Here is a 16,915-nt window from a genome sequence, read left to right as displayed (position 1 = left end):
CAGTCTGCAAAGGAATAAAGCAGTGTTCAGCTTGCTAGGAAAAAATCGGGAGCATGGGTCGGCGTCGATATCGGGTCCTCTTCCGTCAAGCTGGTGGCCCTGACCAAATCGGGTTCAGAGTGCACACTAAATGCCTACGCCGTCATGCCGCTGCCTGCCGGAGCGGTGGTCGACGGGAATCTGCAACAGATAGCCGAAGTCTCGGGCGCCATCGAGAAAGCGCTGAGAAAGACCGGCTTGAAACTCACCTCGGCCGTCACGGCCGTACCCTCTTCGGCGGTTATCACCAAAAAGCTGCATATCAGCAACGTCTTTACCGATATTGAGCTGGAAGACCAGGTGAGGGTGGAGGCTGACCAGTTCATCCCCTACCCGCTCGATGAGGTCTCCCTCGATTTCGAAGTGCTCGGGCCGGTCACGGGCGTCGCCAATCTCAACGAAATTCTGGTCGTCGCCTGTCGTCGCGGCGATGTCGACCAGCGAGAGGAGGCGATTAACGGTGCCGGTCTCCGGTGCGAGATCATCGATGTCGACACCTACGCGATGGAGCGGGTCTATCCGCTGCTGGTCGGCGACGAGGTCAAGCCGGGCGAGCTCGTGGCCATGGCGGATATCGGTGCCTCGACCCTGACGCTGAATGTCTTCAGGGATGGTGCCATCATCTACAGTCGCGAGCAGGCCTTCGGCGGCAATGATCTGGTCAATGCGATCCATCAGCAGTACGGCATGGCGGTGGATGAGGTCGAGCAGGCGCTGCGTCATAACGAACTGAGTGATGATATCCGGAACATGCTTGTCATGCCCTTCCGACAGACAATCGCGCAGCAGGTTTCACGCTCGATGCAGTTTTTTTACTCGTCCGGCGTGCAGCAGCAGCTGTCGCGGCTCTTTATCTCCGGCGGTACTGCTTCGATCGAGGGCATTGCCAAGGTAATGGAAGACGAGGTTGGCATTCCCGTTCAGGTCGCCAACCCGTTCGCCGCGATGAGGGTCAGCAACAAACTGAATCAGCAGCGACTGGCCGCCGATGCACCTCTGCTGGCGAAAGCCTGCGGACTGGCAATGCGCTCATTTGATCAATAGGGATAACTTATGGCGCGGATTAACCTACGACCCTGGCGCGAAGAGCGGAATGCCGCCCGGCAGAAGCAGTTTGTCACCAACCTGCTGTCGACGGCCGTTCTGGCGGGCATCGTGTCCTTTGGCATCAGCTACTACTACAACGTTCAGATGGACCGCCAGCAGGCGCGCAACAACTATCTGAAGGCGGAGATCGCCAAGCTCGATGAGAAGATCAAGGAGATCAGGGAACTCGAGCGCCAGCGAGAGCGCCTGCTGGAACGTCTCAATGCCATCCAGGAGCTGCAGGGCAACCGGCCGCTGGTGGTGCGCTACTTCGATGAGCTGGTGCGGGTATTGCCGGATCAGCTGTATTACTCCTCTGTCGGGCGCAGCGGTGACAGCGTTGCCATCAACGGCCTGGCCGACGAGAACAGGGATGTCTCCAATCTGATGCGCAACATGGATGCCTCCATCTGGTTCGGCGAGCCGAATCTGTCGCAGGTGCGGGGGCTGGTGAAAACCGCCAGTTCAATCTCAGTGTGCCGCTGACCCGGCCCAGGAATGAAGAAGGAGGGCAGCAGTAATGGATGCCCTGAAAAATGCCTTCAAGGGATTCGATATCAACAACCTCGATGTCAATGAGGCCGGCAATTGGCCGGTCGGCGTCAAGGCCATCGTCTACCTGCTGTTGTTCGGATTGCTGGTCGCCGCGGCGATCTACTTTTACATCAACGATCAGCACATTGCGCTGGAGCGGGAAATCGCCAAGGAGCCGCCGCTCAAGACCGAATTCCAGAAAAAAGCCTTCCAGGTGGCCAACCTGCCGGCGCTGCGCAAGCAGATGGCCGATGTCGAGGGCCGGTTCGCAGAACTGCTGACGCAGCTGCCGACCGACCAGGAGGTCCCGGGACTGCTCGAGGATATCTCCGATATCGGCCGCGGAGCGGGACTCACCATCAACAGTATCGCGCTGCAACCGGAGCGCAAGAGCAAGTTCTATATCGAGCTGCCGATCAATATCCAGGTCAACGGCACCTACCACGAACTGGGACAGTTCGTCAGTGGCGTGGCGGCGATCAAGCGCATAGTCACTCTGCATGATTACAGCATTCGGCCGGGCGGCGACCGGCTGGCGATGACAATCCAGGCGAAGACGTACCGCTATGACGATACCAAGTAAGCGCAATGCGGCAATGACGGGCGGACGGATCGCGACCCTGGCGCTGCTGGCGGCCTTCACCGGCGGCTGCATCTGGGTCGACGATACCTCGGATCTGCGGATGTACGTGCAGCAGACCCAGGCCCGACCTCCAGGCAAGATCAAGCCGCTGCCGGAGTTCAAGCCCTACGAGGCCTTCATCTATCAGGGGGCGAGCTTGCGCGATCCCTTCCAGCCGCTGATTGAGCTGGTGGTCGAGGAGGAGGAGGCGCCGCCACCTTCGGACCTCAAGCCCGACACCGAGAGGCCCAAGGACTATCTGGAGACCTTTCCGATCGACAGCCTGAGCATGGTCGGGACCATTACCAGTCTTGATGGCGGAAACCTCTGGGCACTGCTCAAGGACCCCAAAGGCGAGGTACATCGCGTCAGTAACGGCGATCACCTGGGGCTGGATTATGGCCAGGTCGAAGCCGTCTCGGAACAGGGTATCGAGCTGGTGGAAATAATCGAGAACGGCCGGGGCGGCTGGATGAAGCGCCCGCGTTCGATCGCCTTGCCTGAAGAAGAATGACCAAAGGACAGCTAGGGATATGAAGACTTACAGCAACTGCAGGGAACACTCCCGTTCACGGAGTCTTGGGTGGCAGCTGGTGCTGATGCTGGTGGCATGCTGTCTGATTACGGTGCGCGCTCAGGCCGAGAACGTGATGCTGAAGGACTCAGCCTTCGTGGCGCTGCCGGGGCACAAGCTCGAAGTGCGGCTGGATTTCGATATGCCGCCGCCCTCGCCACGGGCCTACGCAATCGACAGCCCGCCGCGGCTGGTGCTCGACCTGTTCGGTGCCAGCAATGATCTGGGGCGGCGTCAGCTGGATATCAAGACCGGCCAGGTCGACAGCCTGAGCCTGGCCGAAACCGAAGGTCGCCTGCGTATCGTCGCCAACCTCAATCAGATGGTCGGCTACGAAACCTACACCGAAGGTAATTCGCTGTTCATGGTATTCGGCGGTTCCGCCGCGGCCCGGCGGCGACGCCGCTGCAGCAGCGCACCTCCAGGATCGAGGCGCTGGCATCGGATTCCGCGCCGGCCGTTCGCGGTACCCGGGTGCAGGGCATCGATTTCGAGCGTATGGACGGCGGTCACGGCCGGGTGCTGATTACCCTCTCCGATGACAAGGCCGGTCTCGATATTGTCGAAGAAGGCAACAATGTCGTCGTCAATCTTCTGGGGGCGACTCTGGCCGGTGCGCTCGAGCAGCGGGTCGATGTGCAGGATTTCGCCACGCCGGTGATGTTTATCGATTCCATGAGCAGCGGCAACAACACCACCATTCTGATCAAGCCGGGCGCTTCGCCCTACGACTACATGGCGTACCAGACCGGCAACCAACTGGTGCTGGATTTCCAGCCGTTGAGCTATGCCGAGGAGGAGCGCCGCAAGAAGGATCGCTTCCCCTATACCGGCGAGAAAATCGACCTGAACTTCCAGTCGGTCGAAATCCGCTCGGTGCTGCAGATCATTGCCGAAGTCGCCGAGATGAACCTGGTGGTCGGTGACGAAGTCGGCGGCAATATCACCCTGCGCCTGAAAAACGTGCCCTGGGATCAGGCGCTGGATCTGGTGCTAAAGACCAACGGTCTGGCCAAGCGCGAAGTCGGCAACGTCATGCTGGTCGGTTCGGCCAGCACGATCGCCGAGCGCGAACGGGCCGAGCTGGAAGCGCAGAAGCAGGTCGAGGAGCTGGCTCCGCTTTTGACCGAGTTCATCCAGGTCGACTTCCGCAAGGCGTCGGAAATGAAGACCCGGGTCGAAGAGGCCAAGCTGATCTCCGAGCGCGGCTTTATCATGTCAGACGACGAAACCAATGTACTGATGGTGCGCGAAACCGCGGCCCAGATAGAAGAAATCCGTGATACACTGCGTCGTTTCGACGTAGAAGTGGCGCAGGTTCTGATCGAGGCGCGGATTGTCTCGGCCTCGGCCGACTTCCAGAAGGATCTGGGGATTCGCTGGGGCTTTGCCGGAGATGAGCGACGTGGAGACAGTCAGTTTGTTATCGATGGTGGCTCTCCGAGCAATACGCCGCAGTTCGTGGAGGGCTTCCCGGATACAGGCAACTCGAACCTGATGGTGGATCTGGGCGTGACGCCGCAGTCCTCGATTGTGTTCAGCTACCTGCGCCCGGGATTCCTGTTGTCGGCCGAGCTGTCGGCACTGCAGACCGAAGGCAAGGCGGAGATCGTATCGCAACCGAAGGTGATCACCACCAACGGCAAGCCGGGACTGATAGAGTCCGGCGTGCAGATTCCGTTCCAGACCGTCGAGGATGGCGAGGTCAACATCGAGTTCGAGGATGCGACCCTGAAGCTGGAAGTCACACCCCAGCTGAATCCGGGCGACCGTATCACGCTGGACCTGGATATCACCCAGGATTCGGTCGGCGCGGTTCTGCCCAATGGCGAGGTCAGCATCAACACGAACCAGCTGCAGACCACGGTCAATGTGGCGGATGGCGATACCATCGTACTGGGCGGCGTATTCCGCAACGAATCCGTCAACAATATCAGCAAAACGCCGTTCTTCGGTGATATTCCGGTGATCAAGAACTTCTTCCGGAAGCGTGAGACGTCCAACACCAAGACGGAGCTGTTGATCTTCATTACGCCGAAACTGATCAGGGAGTCGCTGGCAGTTCAGTAATCGGGGTTAGTTACAATTTGAACATCTTTCTTATTGGCCCTATGGGTGCTGGAAAAAGCACCATAGGGCGTCTTCTTTCTCAGGAGCTGCATCTGGAGTTTATCGACAGCGACCGGGAAATCGAGGCCCGGGCCGGGGCCAATATCCCCTGGATTTTCGATGTCGAGGGGGAAGCCGGATTCCGGGAGCGTGAGCAGAACATCATTCACGAACTCTGTGAGCGCGACAATATCGTCATGGCCACCGGCGGTGGAGCGGTGCTGCGCGAAGCGAACCGCAAGGCGCTGCAGGCGCATGGCGTTGTCGTCTATCTGCATACCACGGTAGAGCAGCAGCTCGAGCGCACGGCGCGCGACAAGAACCGTCCACTGCTGCAGACCGAGAACCCGGGTGAAATACTGCAGCAGCTGATGCGCCAGCGGGATCCGCTGTACCGCCAGACCTGCGATATTACCCTGCACACCGACCGGCGCCATCCCAAGGCGGTGGTGAGCGAAATTGTGCGCCAGCTGACCCGCCGCGGACTGTTAAACTGAGATTTTTCCAACAGACAGGAGCCAGTGCCCATGCAGACACTGAATGTCGACCTCGGCGATCGCGCCTATCCGATCCACATTGGCGCAGGACTGCTGCAGCAGGACCTGGTGCGCCCCTGTATCCGGGGACGGCAGGTCTGCATCGTGACCAACGAAACCGTGGCGCCGCTCTATCTCGAAGCCGTGGAGCGGAGTCTCGATGGGCTCCTCGTCGACAGGGTGGTGCTGCCGGACGGCGAGCAGTACAAGACCCTTGAGTCGGTCAACCTGATTTTCGACCGTCTGCTCGAGTGCCGGCACAACCGTACCACGACCCTGATAGCCCTTGGCGGCGGAGTCGTGGGTGACATGACCGGCTTCGCTGCCGCCTGTTACCAGCGTGGCGTCGACTTCGTGCAGGTGCCGACCACGCTGCTGTCGCAGGTCGACTCTTCGGTTGGTGGCAAGACCGGCGTCAATCACCCGCTGGGCAAGAACATGATCGGTGCCTTCCATCAGCCGCGCTGCGTGATTGCCGATACGGCCGTGCTCGCGTCGCTGCCGCCGCGCGAGCTGTCGGCCGGCATCGCCGAGGTGATCAAGTATGGCCTGATCTACGATGCCGCCTTCTTCGACTGGCTCGAAGCGTCCATGCCCCGGCTGATGGCCGGTGATCCCGATGCGCTGGCGCAGGCAATATACCGCTCCTGCGAGATCAAGGCGGAAGTGGTGGCTCAGGATGAAAAGGAGTCCGGCATACGGGCGCTGCTCAACCTGGGGCATACCTTTGGCCACGCCATCGAAGCCGATCAGGGCTACGGCCAGTGGCTCCATGGCGAGGCGGTGGCGGCCGGCACGCTGTTGGCGGCGGACCTCTCCTGCCGGCTGGGCTGGTTGAGCGAGGCCGAGCTGGCGCGAATCGAGGCGATCCATGAAGCGGCCGCGCTGCCGGTCCTGCCGCCGGCAGCCATGACGCCCGATGCCTTCCTCTCGCTGATGGCTGTGGACAAGAAAGTGCTCGATGGTCGCCTGAGGCTGGTGCTGCTCAAGGGCATCGGCGAGGCCCTGGTCACATCTGACTTTCCGGCCGATACTCTGCGCGAAACGCTGCAGCATCGTCTGAATCTCGCTCGGGGCTGATCGGCACCATGGGATCCCGGCATCCTGCAGCAGGGCTTGCATCGACCCGGTCGCCGCTGGTCGCGGACCAGCGGGCCGAGTATTTCGAGCCTCCGTCCCGGATGCAGTTGCTCGACAAGCTGCATCACCTGATCCGTTTTTCCGATTTCCTGATACTGCTCGAAGGCCCTTCGGGCAGTGGCAAAACCACCCTGCTGCGCCAGTTGCGCCGCCAGACCGAGGGTGGGCGCAGCGCCCGGCTCAGGCTGCAGGAAGTGACCGGCACCGCCGCCCTCTTGCGCCGGGTCGGCGAGGCCTCGGACCTGGAGCCGCCCTCGGTCGAAACTGAGGGCGCCTGGCTCGAGCAGCTCTATACCCAGGCCCGTCTGCTCGAGGAGACCGGGCAGCAGTGGTTGCTGCTGATCGACAATGCCGGGCTGCTGGATGACGAGGCGCTGCAACTGTTGCTGAATTTTCAGCGGGCGGCATCGCGCCAGCTGAGGCTGGTGCTGGCCGATCAGTCGGTGCTGGCGCGCCTGCAGGGGCTGGGGCTGGACGAGCTGCTCGAAGGGCGTTGGCACCGCGAGGAACTCAAGCCGTTCGACAGTGACGAGGCCGAGGACTTCATCCGTCTTTGCTATCCTGCGCTGGAGGTGTTCGACGGCCGCAGATTGCAGAAGCTGGTTCAGCGAAGCGACGGGCTGCCCGGCTCGCTGGAGCGCCTGGCCGGGGACGCGTTGCGTCTCGGGGGCGCGCGCGCCGGCGGCGGCCAGACCACGCAGCGGGCTGCCGATTGCGCACCTTTCGGCCGTCGGCCTGGTGCTGGTCCTGCTGCTGGGTATGGCGGGCTGGATCTGGTGGCAGCCGTCCCCCGAAACCCGGATCAGTGAGCGTGTATCGGTTCCGCTTGCGGTGCCGGTGATGCCGGCTGCGGTCGAGGCGCCGGTGGTCGAGGTCGCCGTCGAGACGGCGCCCGTGCAGGTACCGTCTCCTGAGCTTCCGGCTCCTCGTCCTACAGGGGTAGAACCGGCGCCCCTGGGGCCCGCTAGGGCGCTGCCGGCCCCGGAACAGAACGATGGCCCTGCCGAAACGCCGGGCCCGGTGGAGCGTCTTGCGGTCGCGGCGCCCGAGCCTGTGGCGCCGCCGGAACCTGCGGTGGCAATGCAGCCGTCGGCTGAGCCCGAACCCGTGCCGGAGCGGCCGTCTCAACCGACAGTCGGCGAGGCGTCCGACGAAACGTCCGGTGCTCCCGGTGATGTCCGGGAGTCGGTCGGGTCGGAAGTAGCAACCCTGCAGGCGATGGCCGGGAAAGGGGATTCGAGCACGGGAGAGGCACTGTTGCTGAACTGGCCGGATCAGGGTTATACCCTGCAAATGCTGGGGGCGCGTCAGGCCGAAACGGCCCGCGACTTTATCGCTTCCCAGGTCGACCCGGGGGCTTTTCATTATTTCTCGACGCTCTATAAAGGAAAGCCCTGGCATGTCGTTGTCCACGGTCGCTATGACAGCCGCAGGGCCGCGGTCGAGGCGGTTGCCGCTTTGCCGGCCGAACTGCGGCAGCTCAAGCCCTGGGCACGCAGCATTCAGAGCGTCAAGGCCGACATCCGCAAGAAAAGCCGGTAGTCGCAAGCCGCAAGCGCCTGGCTCACTTAAACCGCTTCGCGGCGCGTCGAGGCGGCGTTTCCTGCCCCTTGTCCGAATGGGCAAAATTTGTACCATGCCTGCTCCATGTGTAGAATGATCGTCCCTTTTTGCCAGAGTTGTGCGGCTGCGGTGACAGGGTTGGTGGTAACGTATTGATATAAAAGAACTTTTGAGTGAGATTGGCTATGAGTAAAGGTCTGTATCGCCCCGGTGAGTTCAAGGATAACTGCGGCTTCGGGCTGATGGCCCACATGCAGGGTAATCCGAGTCACGACCTGCTTGAGAAGGCCATCGAAGCGCTGGCGTGTATGACGCATCGTGGTGGTATTGCCGCCGATGGCAAAACCGGCGATGGCTGCGGTCTGCTGATGCAGAAACCGGACTCCTTCCTGCGGGCGGTGGCCCGGGAAGAGCTGGGCGCCGAGCTTAGCGAGCAGTATGCGGTGGGCATGGTCTTTCTGCCCCGCGCCCAGGCGCCGGCGCAGGCTGCCCGTGACATCCTCAACAAAGAATTACAGGCCCAGGGGCTTGCGATTGCAGGCTGGCGCCGGTGCCGACCGACGAGAGCTGCCTCGGGCCCATCGCCCGCGACACGCTGCCGCTGATCGAGCAGGTGCTGGTCAATGCCGAGGGCAAAAGCGAGCGTGAGCTGGCGATCAGTCTCTACGTCGCCCGTCGCAAGGCCGAGATCGCGCTTGCCGACGACGAAGACTTCTATATCTGCAGCCTCTCCGACAAGGTTCTGTCCTACAAGGGGCTGACCATGCCGGTCGATCTGCCGGTGTTCTACAGGGACCTCGCCGATCCGCGCCTGGAAACCGCTGTCTGTACCTATCATCAGCGTTTTTCCACCAATACTGCACCGCGCTGGCAGCTGGCACAGCCGTTCCGCTTCCTGGCCCATAACGGCGAGATCAACACCATCGACGGCAACCGCAACTGGGCCAAGGCCCGGGCGCCGAAATTCGTCACCGAGCAGCTGCCGAATCTCGACGAGCTGCAGCCGATCGTCAACACCAGCGGCTCCGACTCCTCCAGCATGGACAACATGCTCGAGTTCCTGATGGTCGGTGGCATGGACTTCTACCGTGCCGTGCGCATGATCGTGCCGCCGGCCTGGCAGAACGTCGAGACCATGGATGCCGAACTGCGGGCCTTCTACGAGTACAACTCCATGCACATGGAGGCCTGGGACGGCCCGGCGGGTATGGTCATGACCGACGGCCGCTATGCCGTCTGTATGCTGGACCGCAACGGCCTGCGCCCGTCGCGCTGGGTCATGACCCGCGAAGGCTACATCTGCACCGCGTCCGAAATCGGCGTATTCGACTACAAGCCGGAAGATATCGTGGCCCAGGGTCGCGTCGGACCGGGCCAGATTCTGGCGATCGACACCAGCAACGGCGATGTGCTCCACACTCAGGACGTCGACAACTACCTGAAGGCGCAGCACCCGTACAAGCAGTGGCTGAAGGAAAACTCGCTGCGTCTGGAAACGACCATGAGCTTCGCCGAGGAGTCGCGCTCCTTCCCGGAAATGTCGGCCGACGAAGTCAAGACGCACATGAAGATGTATCAGGTCAGCTTCGAGGAGCGCGACCAGATCATCCGTCCGCTGGGCGAGACCGGAATGGAAGCGGTCGGCTCTATGGGCGACGACAAGCCGATGGCGGTGCTGTCGTACCGCGTGCGTTCGCTCTACGACTATTTCCGTCAGCAGTTCGCCCAGGTCACCAACCCGCCGATCGACCCGCTGCGCGAAGCCGTGGTGATGTCGCTCGAGACCTGCCTGGGGGCCGAGCGCAACGTCTTCGAAGATACACCGGAACATGCCCGCCGCGTGATCCTGACCACGCCGGTGCTGTCCGCGAGCAAGTTCTACCGTATCCGCGACAATGAAGAAGCGGGCTTCGACAAGGTGCACCTGGATCTGAACTACGATCCGGCCATCGGCCTCGAGCAGGCGGTACAGCAGCTGTGCGACGCGGCCGAGCAGGCCGTGCGCGACGGCAAGGTGCTGCTGGTGCTGTCCGATGCCGGTATCGAGCAGGGCAAACTGCCGATTCACGCCGCCATGGCGACCGGCGCTGTCCATCACCGCCTGGTCGACAGGGGACTGCGCTGCGACGCCAACCTGATCGTCGAAACCGGCACCGCCCGCGATCCGCATCATTTCGCGGTACTGTTCGGCTTCGGCGCCACCGCCGTATACCCGTACCTCGCCTACCGCGTACTGAACGACCTGTGCGCCAGCGGCGAACTGCAGATGGCGCCGCTCGATGCCCACGAGAACTATCGCAAGGGTATCAACAAGGGCCTGCTGAAAATCCTGTCCAAGATGGGCATTTCGACCATTGCCTCCTACCGTGGCGCCCAGCTGTTCGAAGCGATCGGTCTCAACTCCGAGGTCGTCGATCTCTGCTTCAAGGGCGTCACCAGCCGTATCGAAGGTGCGCGTTTCGAGGACTTCCAGTACGAGCAGCAGCTGCTGGCGAAGGAAGCCTGGACCGCCCGCAAGCCGATCCAGGCCGGCGGCCTGCTGAAGTACAAGCACGGCGGCGAATACCACGCCTACAACCCCGATGTGGTACGTGCCATCCACGAGGCGGTCGAAAGCGGCGATCCGGCCAGGTACCAGCAGTACGCGGATCTCGTCAACAACCGCGGTATCGCGACCCTGCGCGACATGCTGGCGCTGCGTTCGGACGTCAAGCCGATTCCGCTGGATCAGGTGGAGCCGGTCGAGAACATCTTCCCGCGCTTCGATTCGGCGGCGATGTCCCTCGGCGCCCTGTCGCCGGAGGCCCACGAAGCGCTGGCCGTGGCGATGAACGAGCTCGGCGGTCGCTCCAACTCCGGCGAGGGCGGCGAAGACCCGGCCCGTCACGGCACCATGAAGCGTTCCAAGATCAAGCAGGTGGCCTCGGGCCGTTTCGGTGTGACGCCGGAATACCTGATGAGCGCCGATGTCATGCAGATCAAGGTCGCCCAGGGCGCCAAGCCCGGCGAGGGTGGCCAGCTGCCGGGCGGCAAGGTCAACGAGCTGATCGCGCGCCTGCGCTACTCGGTGCCGGGCGTGACCCTGATCTCGCCGCCGCCGCACCACGACATCTACTCGATCGAGGACCTGGCGCAGCTGATCTTCGACCTCAAGCAGATCAACCCGGACGGACTGGTTTCGGTCAAGCTGGTATCGCGCCCCGGTGTCGGCACCATCGCCTGCGGTGTCGCCAAGGCCTATGCCGACCTGATCACCATTTCCGGCTACGACGGCGGTACCGCGGCATCGCCGCTGACCTCGATCCACTATGCCGGTTCGCCGTGGGAGCTGGGCCTGTCCGACGCCCATCAGTCACTGCGCGGCAACCAGCTGCGCGGCAAGATCCGCCTGCAGACCGACGGCGGTCTCAAGACCGGCCTCGACGTCGTCAAGGCGGCGATGCTGGGTGCCGAGAGCTTCGGCTTCGGTACCATGCCGATGGTGGCGCTGGGCTGCAAATACCTGCGCATCTGCCACCTCAACAACTGCGCCACCGGCGTCGCGACCCAGAACGACAAGCTGCGCAAGGATCACTTCCGCGGCACCGTCGAGATGGTCAAGAACTACTTCCGCTTCGTCGCCGAAGAGACCCGGCAGTGGATGGCTCAGCTGGGTATCCGCAGCCTTGAAGAGCTGGTCGGCCGTGTCGATCTGCTGACCATCGTCGAAGGCGAAACGCCGCGTCAGCGGGCGCTGGACCTGAGCCCGATCATCAGCGACGGCGGCGTGCCGGCGGAGTATCCGCACACCGTGCAGGAAAAACGCAACGAACCGTTCGACAAGGGCGAGCTCAATACCGCGATGCTGGAACTGGCCGGCGAAGCGATCGAGGCCAAGCGTGGCGGCGACTGGGAGCTGGCGATCTGCAACTGCGACCGTTCGGTCGGCGCCCGCACCTCCGGCGCCATCGCCAGGCGCTACGGCAACATGGGGATGGCCGACGAGCCGGTCACCTTCCGCTTCCGCGGTCACGCCGGTCAGTCGTTCGGCGTCTGGAACGCCGGCGGTCAGAATCTGATCCTCGAAGGCGATGCCAACGACTATGTCGGCAAGGGCATGGCCGGCGGCAAGCTGGTGCTGTACCCGTTCAAGGAGGTGACCTTCAAGTCGAACGAAACCTCCATCATGGGCAACACCTGTCTGTACGGCGCCACCGGCGGCAAGCTGTTCGCGGCAGGTCGTACCGGCGAGCGTTTCGCGGTGCGCAACTCCGGCGTCCATGCGGTCGTCGAAGGCGCGGGCGACCACTGTTGCGAGTACATGACCGGCGGTCACGTCACCGTGCTGGGTTCCACCGGCTACAACTTCGGTGCTGGCATGACAGGCGGCTTCGCCTATGTGCTGGATCTGGAAAACAACTTCGTCGACAAGTACAACCACGAACTGGTCGAGATCCATCGTATCCATACCGAGCAGATGGAAGCCTACAAGAACCACCTGCGTTCGGTGATCATCGAGTTTGTCAGGGAAACCGGCAGCGCCTGGGGCCAGGAGATCGTCGATAACTTCTTCGATTACATCGGCCGATTCTGGCTGGTCAAGCCCAAGGCCGCGAGCCTCAACGCGTTGCTGGACAACATCCGCAAGCGCCCGGAATAAGTAGCGATCCTTTTTCTTGTAACAAGCTTGATGACAGACTAACGAGCACCCGCCGCCAGGCGGCGGGTGCCCAGAATGAGGTGGGACCATGTCTAACCGTCCGAACAACGATTTTCAGTTCCTCGACGTCGAGCGCGAAGGGCCGGCCAAGATCCATGCCGAGGTCCGCAAGCGCGAGTTCGCCGAAATCTACGAGCCGTTCAAGGCAGAGGAAGCGTCGGATCAGTCGCACCGCTGCCTCGAATGCGGCAACCCCTACTGCTCCTGGAAGTGCCCGGTGCACAACCACATTCCGAACTGGCTCAAGCTGGTGTCGGAAGGCAACATTCTCGAAGCGGCCGAGCTCAGCCATCAGACCAACTCGCTGCCGGAAGTCTGCGGTCGTGTCTGTCCGCAGGACCGTCTCTGCGAAGGCGCCTGCACGCTGAATGACGGCTTCGGTGCCGTGACCATCGGCTCGGTGGAGAAATACATCACCGATACCGCCTTCGCCATGGGCTGGCGCCCGGACATGTCCAAGGTGATCCGCACCGACAGGAAGGTCGCGGTCATCGGTGCCGGTCCCGCTGGCCTCGGCTGTGCCGATATCCTGGTGCGCAACGGCGTCACCCCGGTGGTGTTCGACCGTCATCCGGAGATCGGCGGCCTGCTGACCTTCGGCATCCCCGAGTTCAAGCTCGAGAAGGATGTGATCAAGCTGCGTCGTCGCATCTTCGAGGAGATGGGTGTCGAGTTCCGACTCAACACCGAGGTGGGCAAGGATGTCACCATGCAGCAGCTGATCGAAGAGTTCGATGCGGTGTTCCTCGGCATGGGTACCTACACCTACATGAAGGGCGGGTTCCCGGGCGAGGAGCTGGACGGCGTATTCGATGCGCTGCCGTTCCTGATCTCGAACGTCAATCACTGCATGGGCTTCGAGAAGGATCCGTCCGAATACATCGACATGAAGGGCCGGCGCGTCGTCGTCCTTGGCGGTGGCGATACCGCGATGGACTGCAACCGCACCTCGATCCGTCAGGGCGCCGCGAGCGTCACCTGTGCCTATCGTCGTGACGAAGCCAATATGCCCGGCTCGCGCAAGGAAGTGGAAAACGCCCGCGAAGAGGGCGTGCAGTTCCTGTTCAACCGCCAGCCGGTCGAAATCGTCGGCGAAAACGGCAAGGTCGTCGGCGTCAAGCTGGTCACCACCCGCATGGGCGAGCCGGATGAGAACGGCCGTCGCCGCGCCGAAGTGGTGCCGGGTTCCGAACAGGTGCTGGAAGCCGATGTCGTCCTGGTCGCCTTCGGTTTCCGTCCGAGCCCGGCGCCCTGGTTCGCCGACTTCGGCATCGAACTGCATCAGGACGGCCGCATCCAGGCCGAGGAAGCACCGCGCGAGCAGGGGCGTTTCCCGTTCCAGACCAGCAACGCCAAGGTATTCGCCGGCGGCGACATGGTGCGTGGCTCCGACCTGGTCGTGACCGCGATTGCCGAGGGCCGTTCCGCGGCTGAAGGCATCCTCGACTATCTCGAGGTCTAAGCCGGTTACTGCTTGAAACAGGCCGCCTTCGGGCGGCCTGCTTGCATGTGACGGGTGACGGGTGACGGGTGACGCGTTACGCGTAACGCGTACAATACCCACGTCCTCACGTCCTCACGTCCTCACGTCCTCACGTCCTCACGTCCTCACGTCCTCACGTCCTCACGTCCTCACGTCCTCACGTCCCCACGCCTCTCTCCATAGCCAACCACTAACACCGGCATATCATTAATTGATTTTATGCCACAAACGATAACGCCTATCATTTGCGTAAATGGCAGCGCGGACCAATGGAGGCGACCATGTTGAAAACGCTGAGTTTCGCACTGATGCACTTCTGCATCGCCTTTACTGTCGCCTGGCTGCTGACCGGCGATATCCTGATTGGCGGCACCCTGGCGCTAGTCGAGCCGGCGATCAACAGCGTGGCGTATTTCTTCCATGAAAAGCTCTGGAGCCGCAGGCGCGCTTCGAAAGTGCTGGGTGGCATGGTCAGGGCCTGACGTAGGGTGCTGCTGACCGCCACGGATGGTGAAAATCCTGATATTGCAGGAGCAAATATCAGGGGAGTGAAACGAAGCGCACCGAAACGAGCGGTGCGGTGCGCTTCGCTTACCGGCACCCTACGGGATGCGCGTCACGCGTAACCTTCAGATTCAGTGCGTTCTGAAACCCGTCGCTCCTCGGCTTTGGCATCCTGCTTCGCTCTACCTCCCACGTCCCTGTAGTCGTGCGCATCCAGGCGCCCGCGACGTACGACAGCCAAGGATGGCTGAAATGCCAAAAACGCAGGAGCGGTTTTTGGCCGTACATCCTGTACATAAACCCTGCTCCTGTGCATCCATGCACTCGCAGGATAAGTACATCCCTGTACAAAAAAACAGCCCCGGAGGGCTGTTAGAGTGGAGTGAGATTTGCCGGCTGGAGTGTGCGGTTCCACCCGGCAAGGGGTGGTCAGGACCGCTGTGGCTGCGGCCTGGCCGGGGCGACGCCATCGAGCTTGCTGCGATAGACGTCGAAACGGGCCTGAACGGTCGCCGGCGGCGCGCTGGTCGCCAGGGTTGCGACGACAATGGCGAGGGTGGCGAAGATGACACCCGGCACGATCTCGTAGAGGTCGTAGATGCCGCCCGAAAGCTGCTTCCAGACCACCACGGTGATGCCGCCGATCAGGATGCCGGCCAGGGCGCCGGCTCGGTTCATGCGTTTCCAGTACAGCGACAGGATCAGTGTCGGGCCGAAGGCGGCGCCGAAACCGGCCCAGGCGTAGGACACCAGGCCCAGTACGGTGCTGTCCGGGTTCATCGCCAGTATCAGTGCCACGACCGACAGGCCTATCACGGCCACGCGGCCGACCATGACGATCTCCTTCTGACTGGCATCCTTGCGCAACAGCTGGCGATAGAAGTCTTCGGCCAGGGCGGACGAGGAGACCAGCAGCTGGGAGTCGGCGGTGCTCATGATCGCGGCCAGGATGGCGGCGAGCAGGATACCGGCGACGACCGGGTTGAACAGGGCGTTGACCAGCACCATGAAGATGGTTTCGCCGTCACCCAGGGCGCCGCCCAGCTGGTTGTCCACATAGACGATACCGGCCAGGCCGACCAGGAAGGCGCCGGCCATCGACAGCCCCGACCAGGTCACGGCGATGCGGCGCGCCGTCGGCACGTCGTCTTTGTCACGGATGCCGGCGAAACGCGCCAGGATATGGGGCTGGCCGAAGTAGCCCAGGCCCCAGGCCGCCAGCGAAACGATGGCGATCCAGGTCAGCGGCGTACCACTAGCGTCGTTCCAGAGGGTCAGCAGCTCGGGATTCTTGGCTTCGAGGGCGCTGAACAGCGCGCCGATGCCGCCATCGGTCTGCATCGCGATCACCGGCACGATCACCAGTGCCGCCGCCATCAGCAGACCCTGCACCAGGTCGGTCCAGGAGACCGCCAGAAAGCCGCCGAACAGGGTATAGGAGACAACGGCGAGGGTGCCGACCACCACGGCGATGCTGTAGTCGAGACCGAACACGGTTTCGAACAGCTTGCCGCCGGCGACGAGGCCGGAGCTGGTATAGAACAGGAAGAACAGCAGGATGAAGAAGGCCGAGATCACCTGCAGCAGCTTGCTGCCGTCCTCGAAACGGTTGGAGAAGAACTCCGGCAGCGTCAGCGAGTTGTCGGCCTCGTAACTGTAGGTGCGCAGGCGCTTGGCGACCAGCAGCCAGTTGAGCCAGGTGCCAAGCAGCAGGCCACCGCCGAGCCAGATCGCTTCCATGCCCGAGGCGAAGGCATAACCGGGCAGCCCCAGCAGCAACCAGCCGCTCATGTCGGAGGCGCCGGCGGAAAGTGCCGCAGGCCAGGGCCTAGCGAGCGACCGCCGAGGAAGTAGTCGGAAGAGCTCGACGTGCGTTTGTAGGCATAAAGTCCAATACCAAGCATAACGACAAGGTAAACGAGAAAGGTACCGATTATCGCGGCACTGTTTGCAATCATCAATTGGGCCTCTTGGGTGAATGACCTGGATAGGTTGTTTTTGTTTTAGGATTCGAGCCGGCAATGGC

Annotated in this window: 11 protein-coding genes and 3 pseudogenes; 13 read left to right on the top strand and 1 reads right to left on the bottom strand. The window is 62.3% G+C overall.

What is annotated here, in order from left to right; all coding sequences use genetic code 11:
• Window positions 1-93: 93 nt before the first annotated feature.
• The 13 genes and pseudogenes from pilM to ACFQDL_RS09060 all read left to right on the top strand — a co-directional run.
• Window positions 94-1,014 (top strand): annotated as a pseudogene (pilM, locus tag ACFQDL_RS09120) (type IV pilus assembly protein PilM); the annotation flags it as partial.
• Between the two features lie 78 nt (window positions 1,015-1,092).
• Window positions 1,093-1,611: a PilN domain-containing protein gene (locus ACFQDL_RS09115; RefSeq protein WP_379908727.1), complete on the top strand. Its 519-nt coding sequence runs from the start codon at window positions 1,093-1,095 to the stop codon at window positions 1,609-1,611.
• Between the two features lie 34 nt (window positions 1,612-1,645).
• Window positions 1,646-2,242 (top strand): type IV pilus inner membrane component PilO, encoded by a 597-nt coding sequence (locus tag ACFQDL_RS09110; protein WP_379908726.1) that lies wholly within the window; start codon window positions 1,646-1,648, stop codon window positions 2,240-2,242.
• Window positions 2,226-2,795, top strand: coding sequence for a pilus assembly protein PilP (locus ACFQDL_RS09105; RefSeq protein WP_379908725.1), 570 nt, complete (start codon window positions 2,226-2,228; stop codon window positions 2,793-2,795). Before ACFQDL_RS09110 ends, ACFQDL_RS09105 begins: the two co-directional genes overlap by 17 nt.
• Window positions 2,796-2,814: 19 nt before the next feature.
• Window positions 2,815-3,381: an AMIN domain-containing protein gene (locus ACFQDL_RS09100; RefSeq protein WP_379908724.1), complete on the top strand. Its 567-nt coding sequence runs from the start codon at window positions 2,815-2,817 to the stop codon at window positions 3,379-3,381.
• On the top strand, window positions 3,330-4,925 hold the full coding sequence (locus ACFQDL_RS09095) for a type IV pilus secretin PilQ (RefSeq protein WP_379908723.1): 1,596 nt from the start codon (window positions 3,330-3,332) through the stop codon (window positions 4,923-4,925). The genes ACFQDL_RS09100 and ACFQDL_RS09095 overlap by 52 nt, the downstream gene beginning before the upstream one ends.
• A gap of 17 nt (window positions 4,926-4,942) precedes the next feature.
• The gene (aroK, locus tag ACFQDL_RS09090) at window positions 4,943-5,461 is read left to right on the top strand and encodes a shikimate kinase AroK (protein ID WP_379908722.1); all 519 of its coding nucleotides are present in this window, start codon (window positions 4,943-4,945) and stop codon (window positions 5,459-5,461) included.
• A 30-nt stretch (window positions 5,462-5,491) separates the two neighbouring features.
• Window positions 5,492-6,580: a 3-dehydroquinate synthase gene (gene aroB / locus ACFQDL_RS09085; protein ID WP_379908721.1), complete on the top strand. Its 1,089-nt coding sequence runs from the start codon at window positions 5,492-5,494 to the stop codon at window positions 6,578-6,580.
• Window positions 6,581-6,588: 8 nt separating this feature from the next.
• The gene (locus ACFQDL_RS09080) at window positions 6,589-7,449 is read left to right on the top strand and encodes an AAA family ATPase (RefSeq protein ID WP_379908720.1); all 861 of its coding nucleotides are present in this window, start codon (window positions 6,589-6,591) and stop codon (window positions 7,447-7,449) included.
• Entirely contained in the window at window positions 7,379-8,182 is an 804-nt protein-coding gene (locus ACFQDL_RS09075; protein WP_379908719.1) for an SPOR domain-containing protein, read from the top strand. The genes ACFQDL_RS09080 and ACFQDL_RS09075 overlap by 71 nt, the downstream gene beginning before the upstream one ends.
• A 272-nt stretch (window positions 8,183-8,454) precedes the next feature.
• Window positions 8,455-12,842: pseudogene (gltB, locus tag ACFQDL_RS09070) on the top strand (glutamate synthase large subunit).
• A gap of 88 nt (window positions 12,843-12,930) precedes the next feature.
• Window positions 12,931-14,364, top strand: coding sequence for an FAD-dependent oxidoreductase (locus ACFQDL_RS09065; RefSeq protein WP_379908718.1), 1,434 nt, complete (start codon window positions 12,931-12,933; stop codon window positions 14,362-14,364).
• 302 nt (window positions 14,365-14,666) lie between these two features.
• Window positions 14,667-14,867: a DUF2061 domain-containing protein gene (locus ACFQDL_RS09060; RefSeq protein ID WP_379908717.1), complete on the top strand. Its 201-nt coding sequence runs from the start codon at window positions 14,667-14,669 to the stop codon at window positions 14,865-14,867.
• Between the two features lie 451 nt (window positions 14,868-15,318).
• Here the strand turns inward: ACFQDL_RS09060 and putP are convergent.
• Window positions 15,319-16,847, bottom strand: a pseudogene (gene putP, locus ACFQDL_RS09055) (sodium/proline symporter PutP).
• Window positions 16,848-16,915: the final 68 nt, after the last annotated feature.

Source organism: Marinobacterium aestuariivivens (genome assembly GCF_042661465.1).
Taxonomy (GTDB): domain Bacteria; phylum Pseudomonadota; class Gammaproteobacteria; order Pseudomonadales; family Balneatricaceae; genus Marinobacterium_A; species Marinobacterium_A aestuariivivens.
The sequence above is the reverse complement of the archived record's forward strand: the minus strand, read 5'-3'. Positions and strand labels throughout refer to the sequence as shown.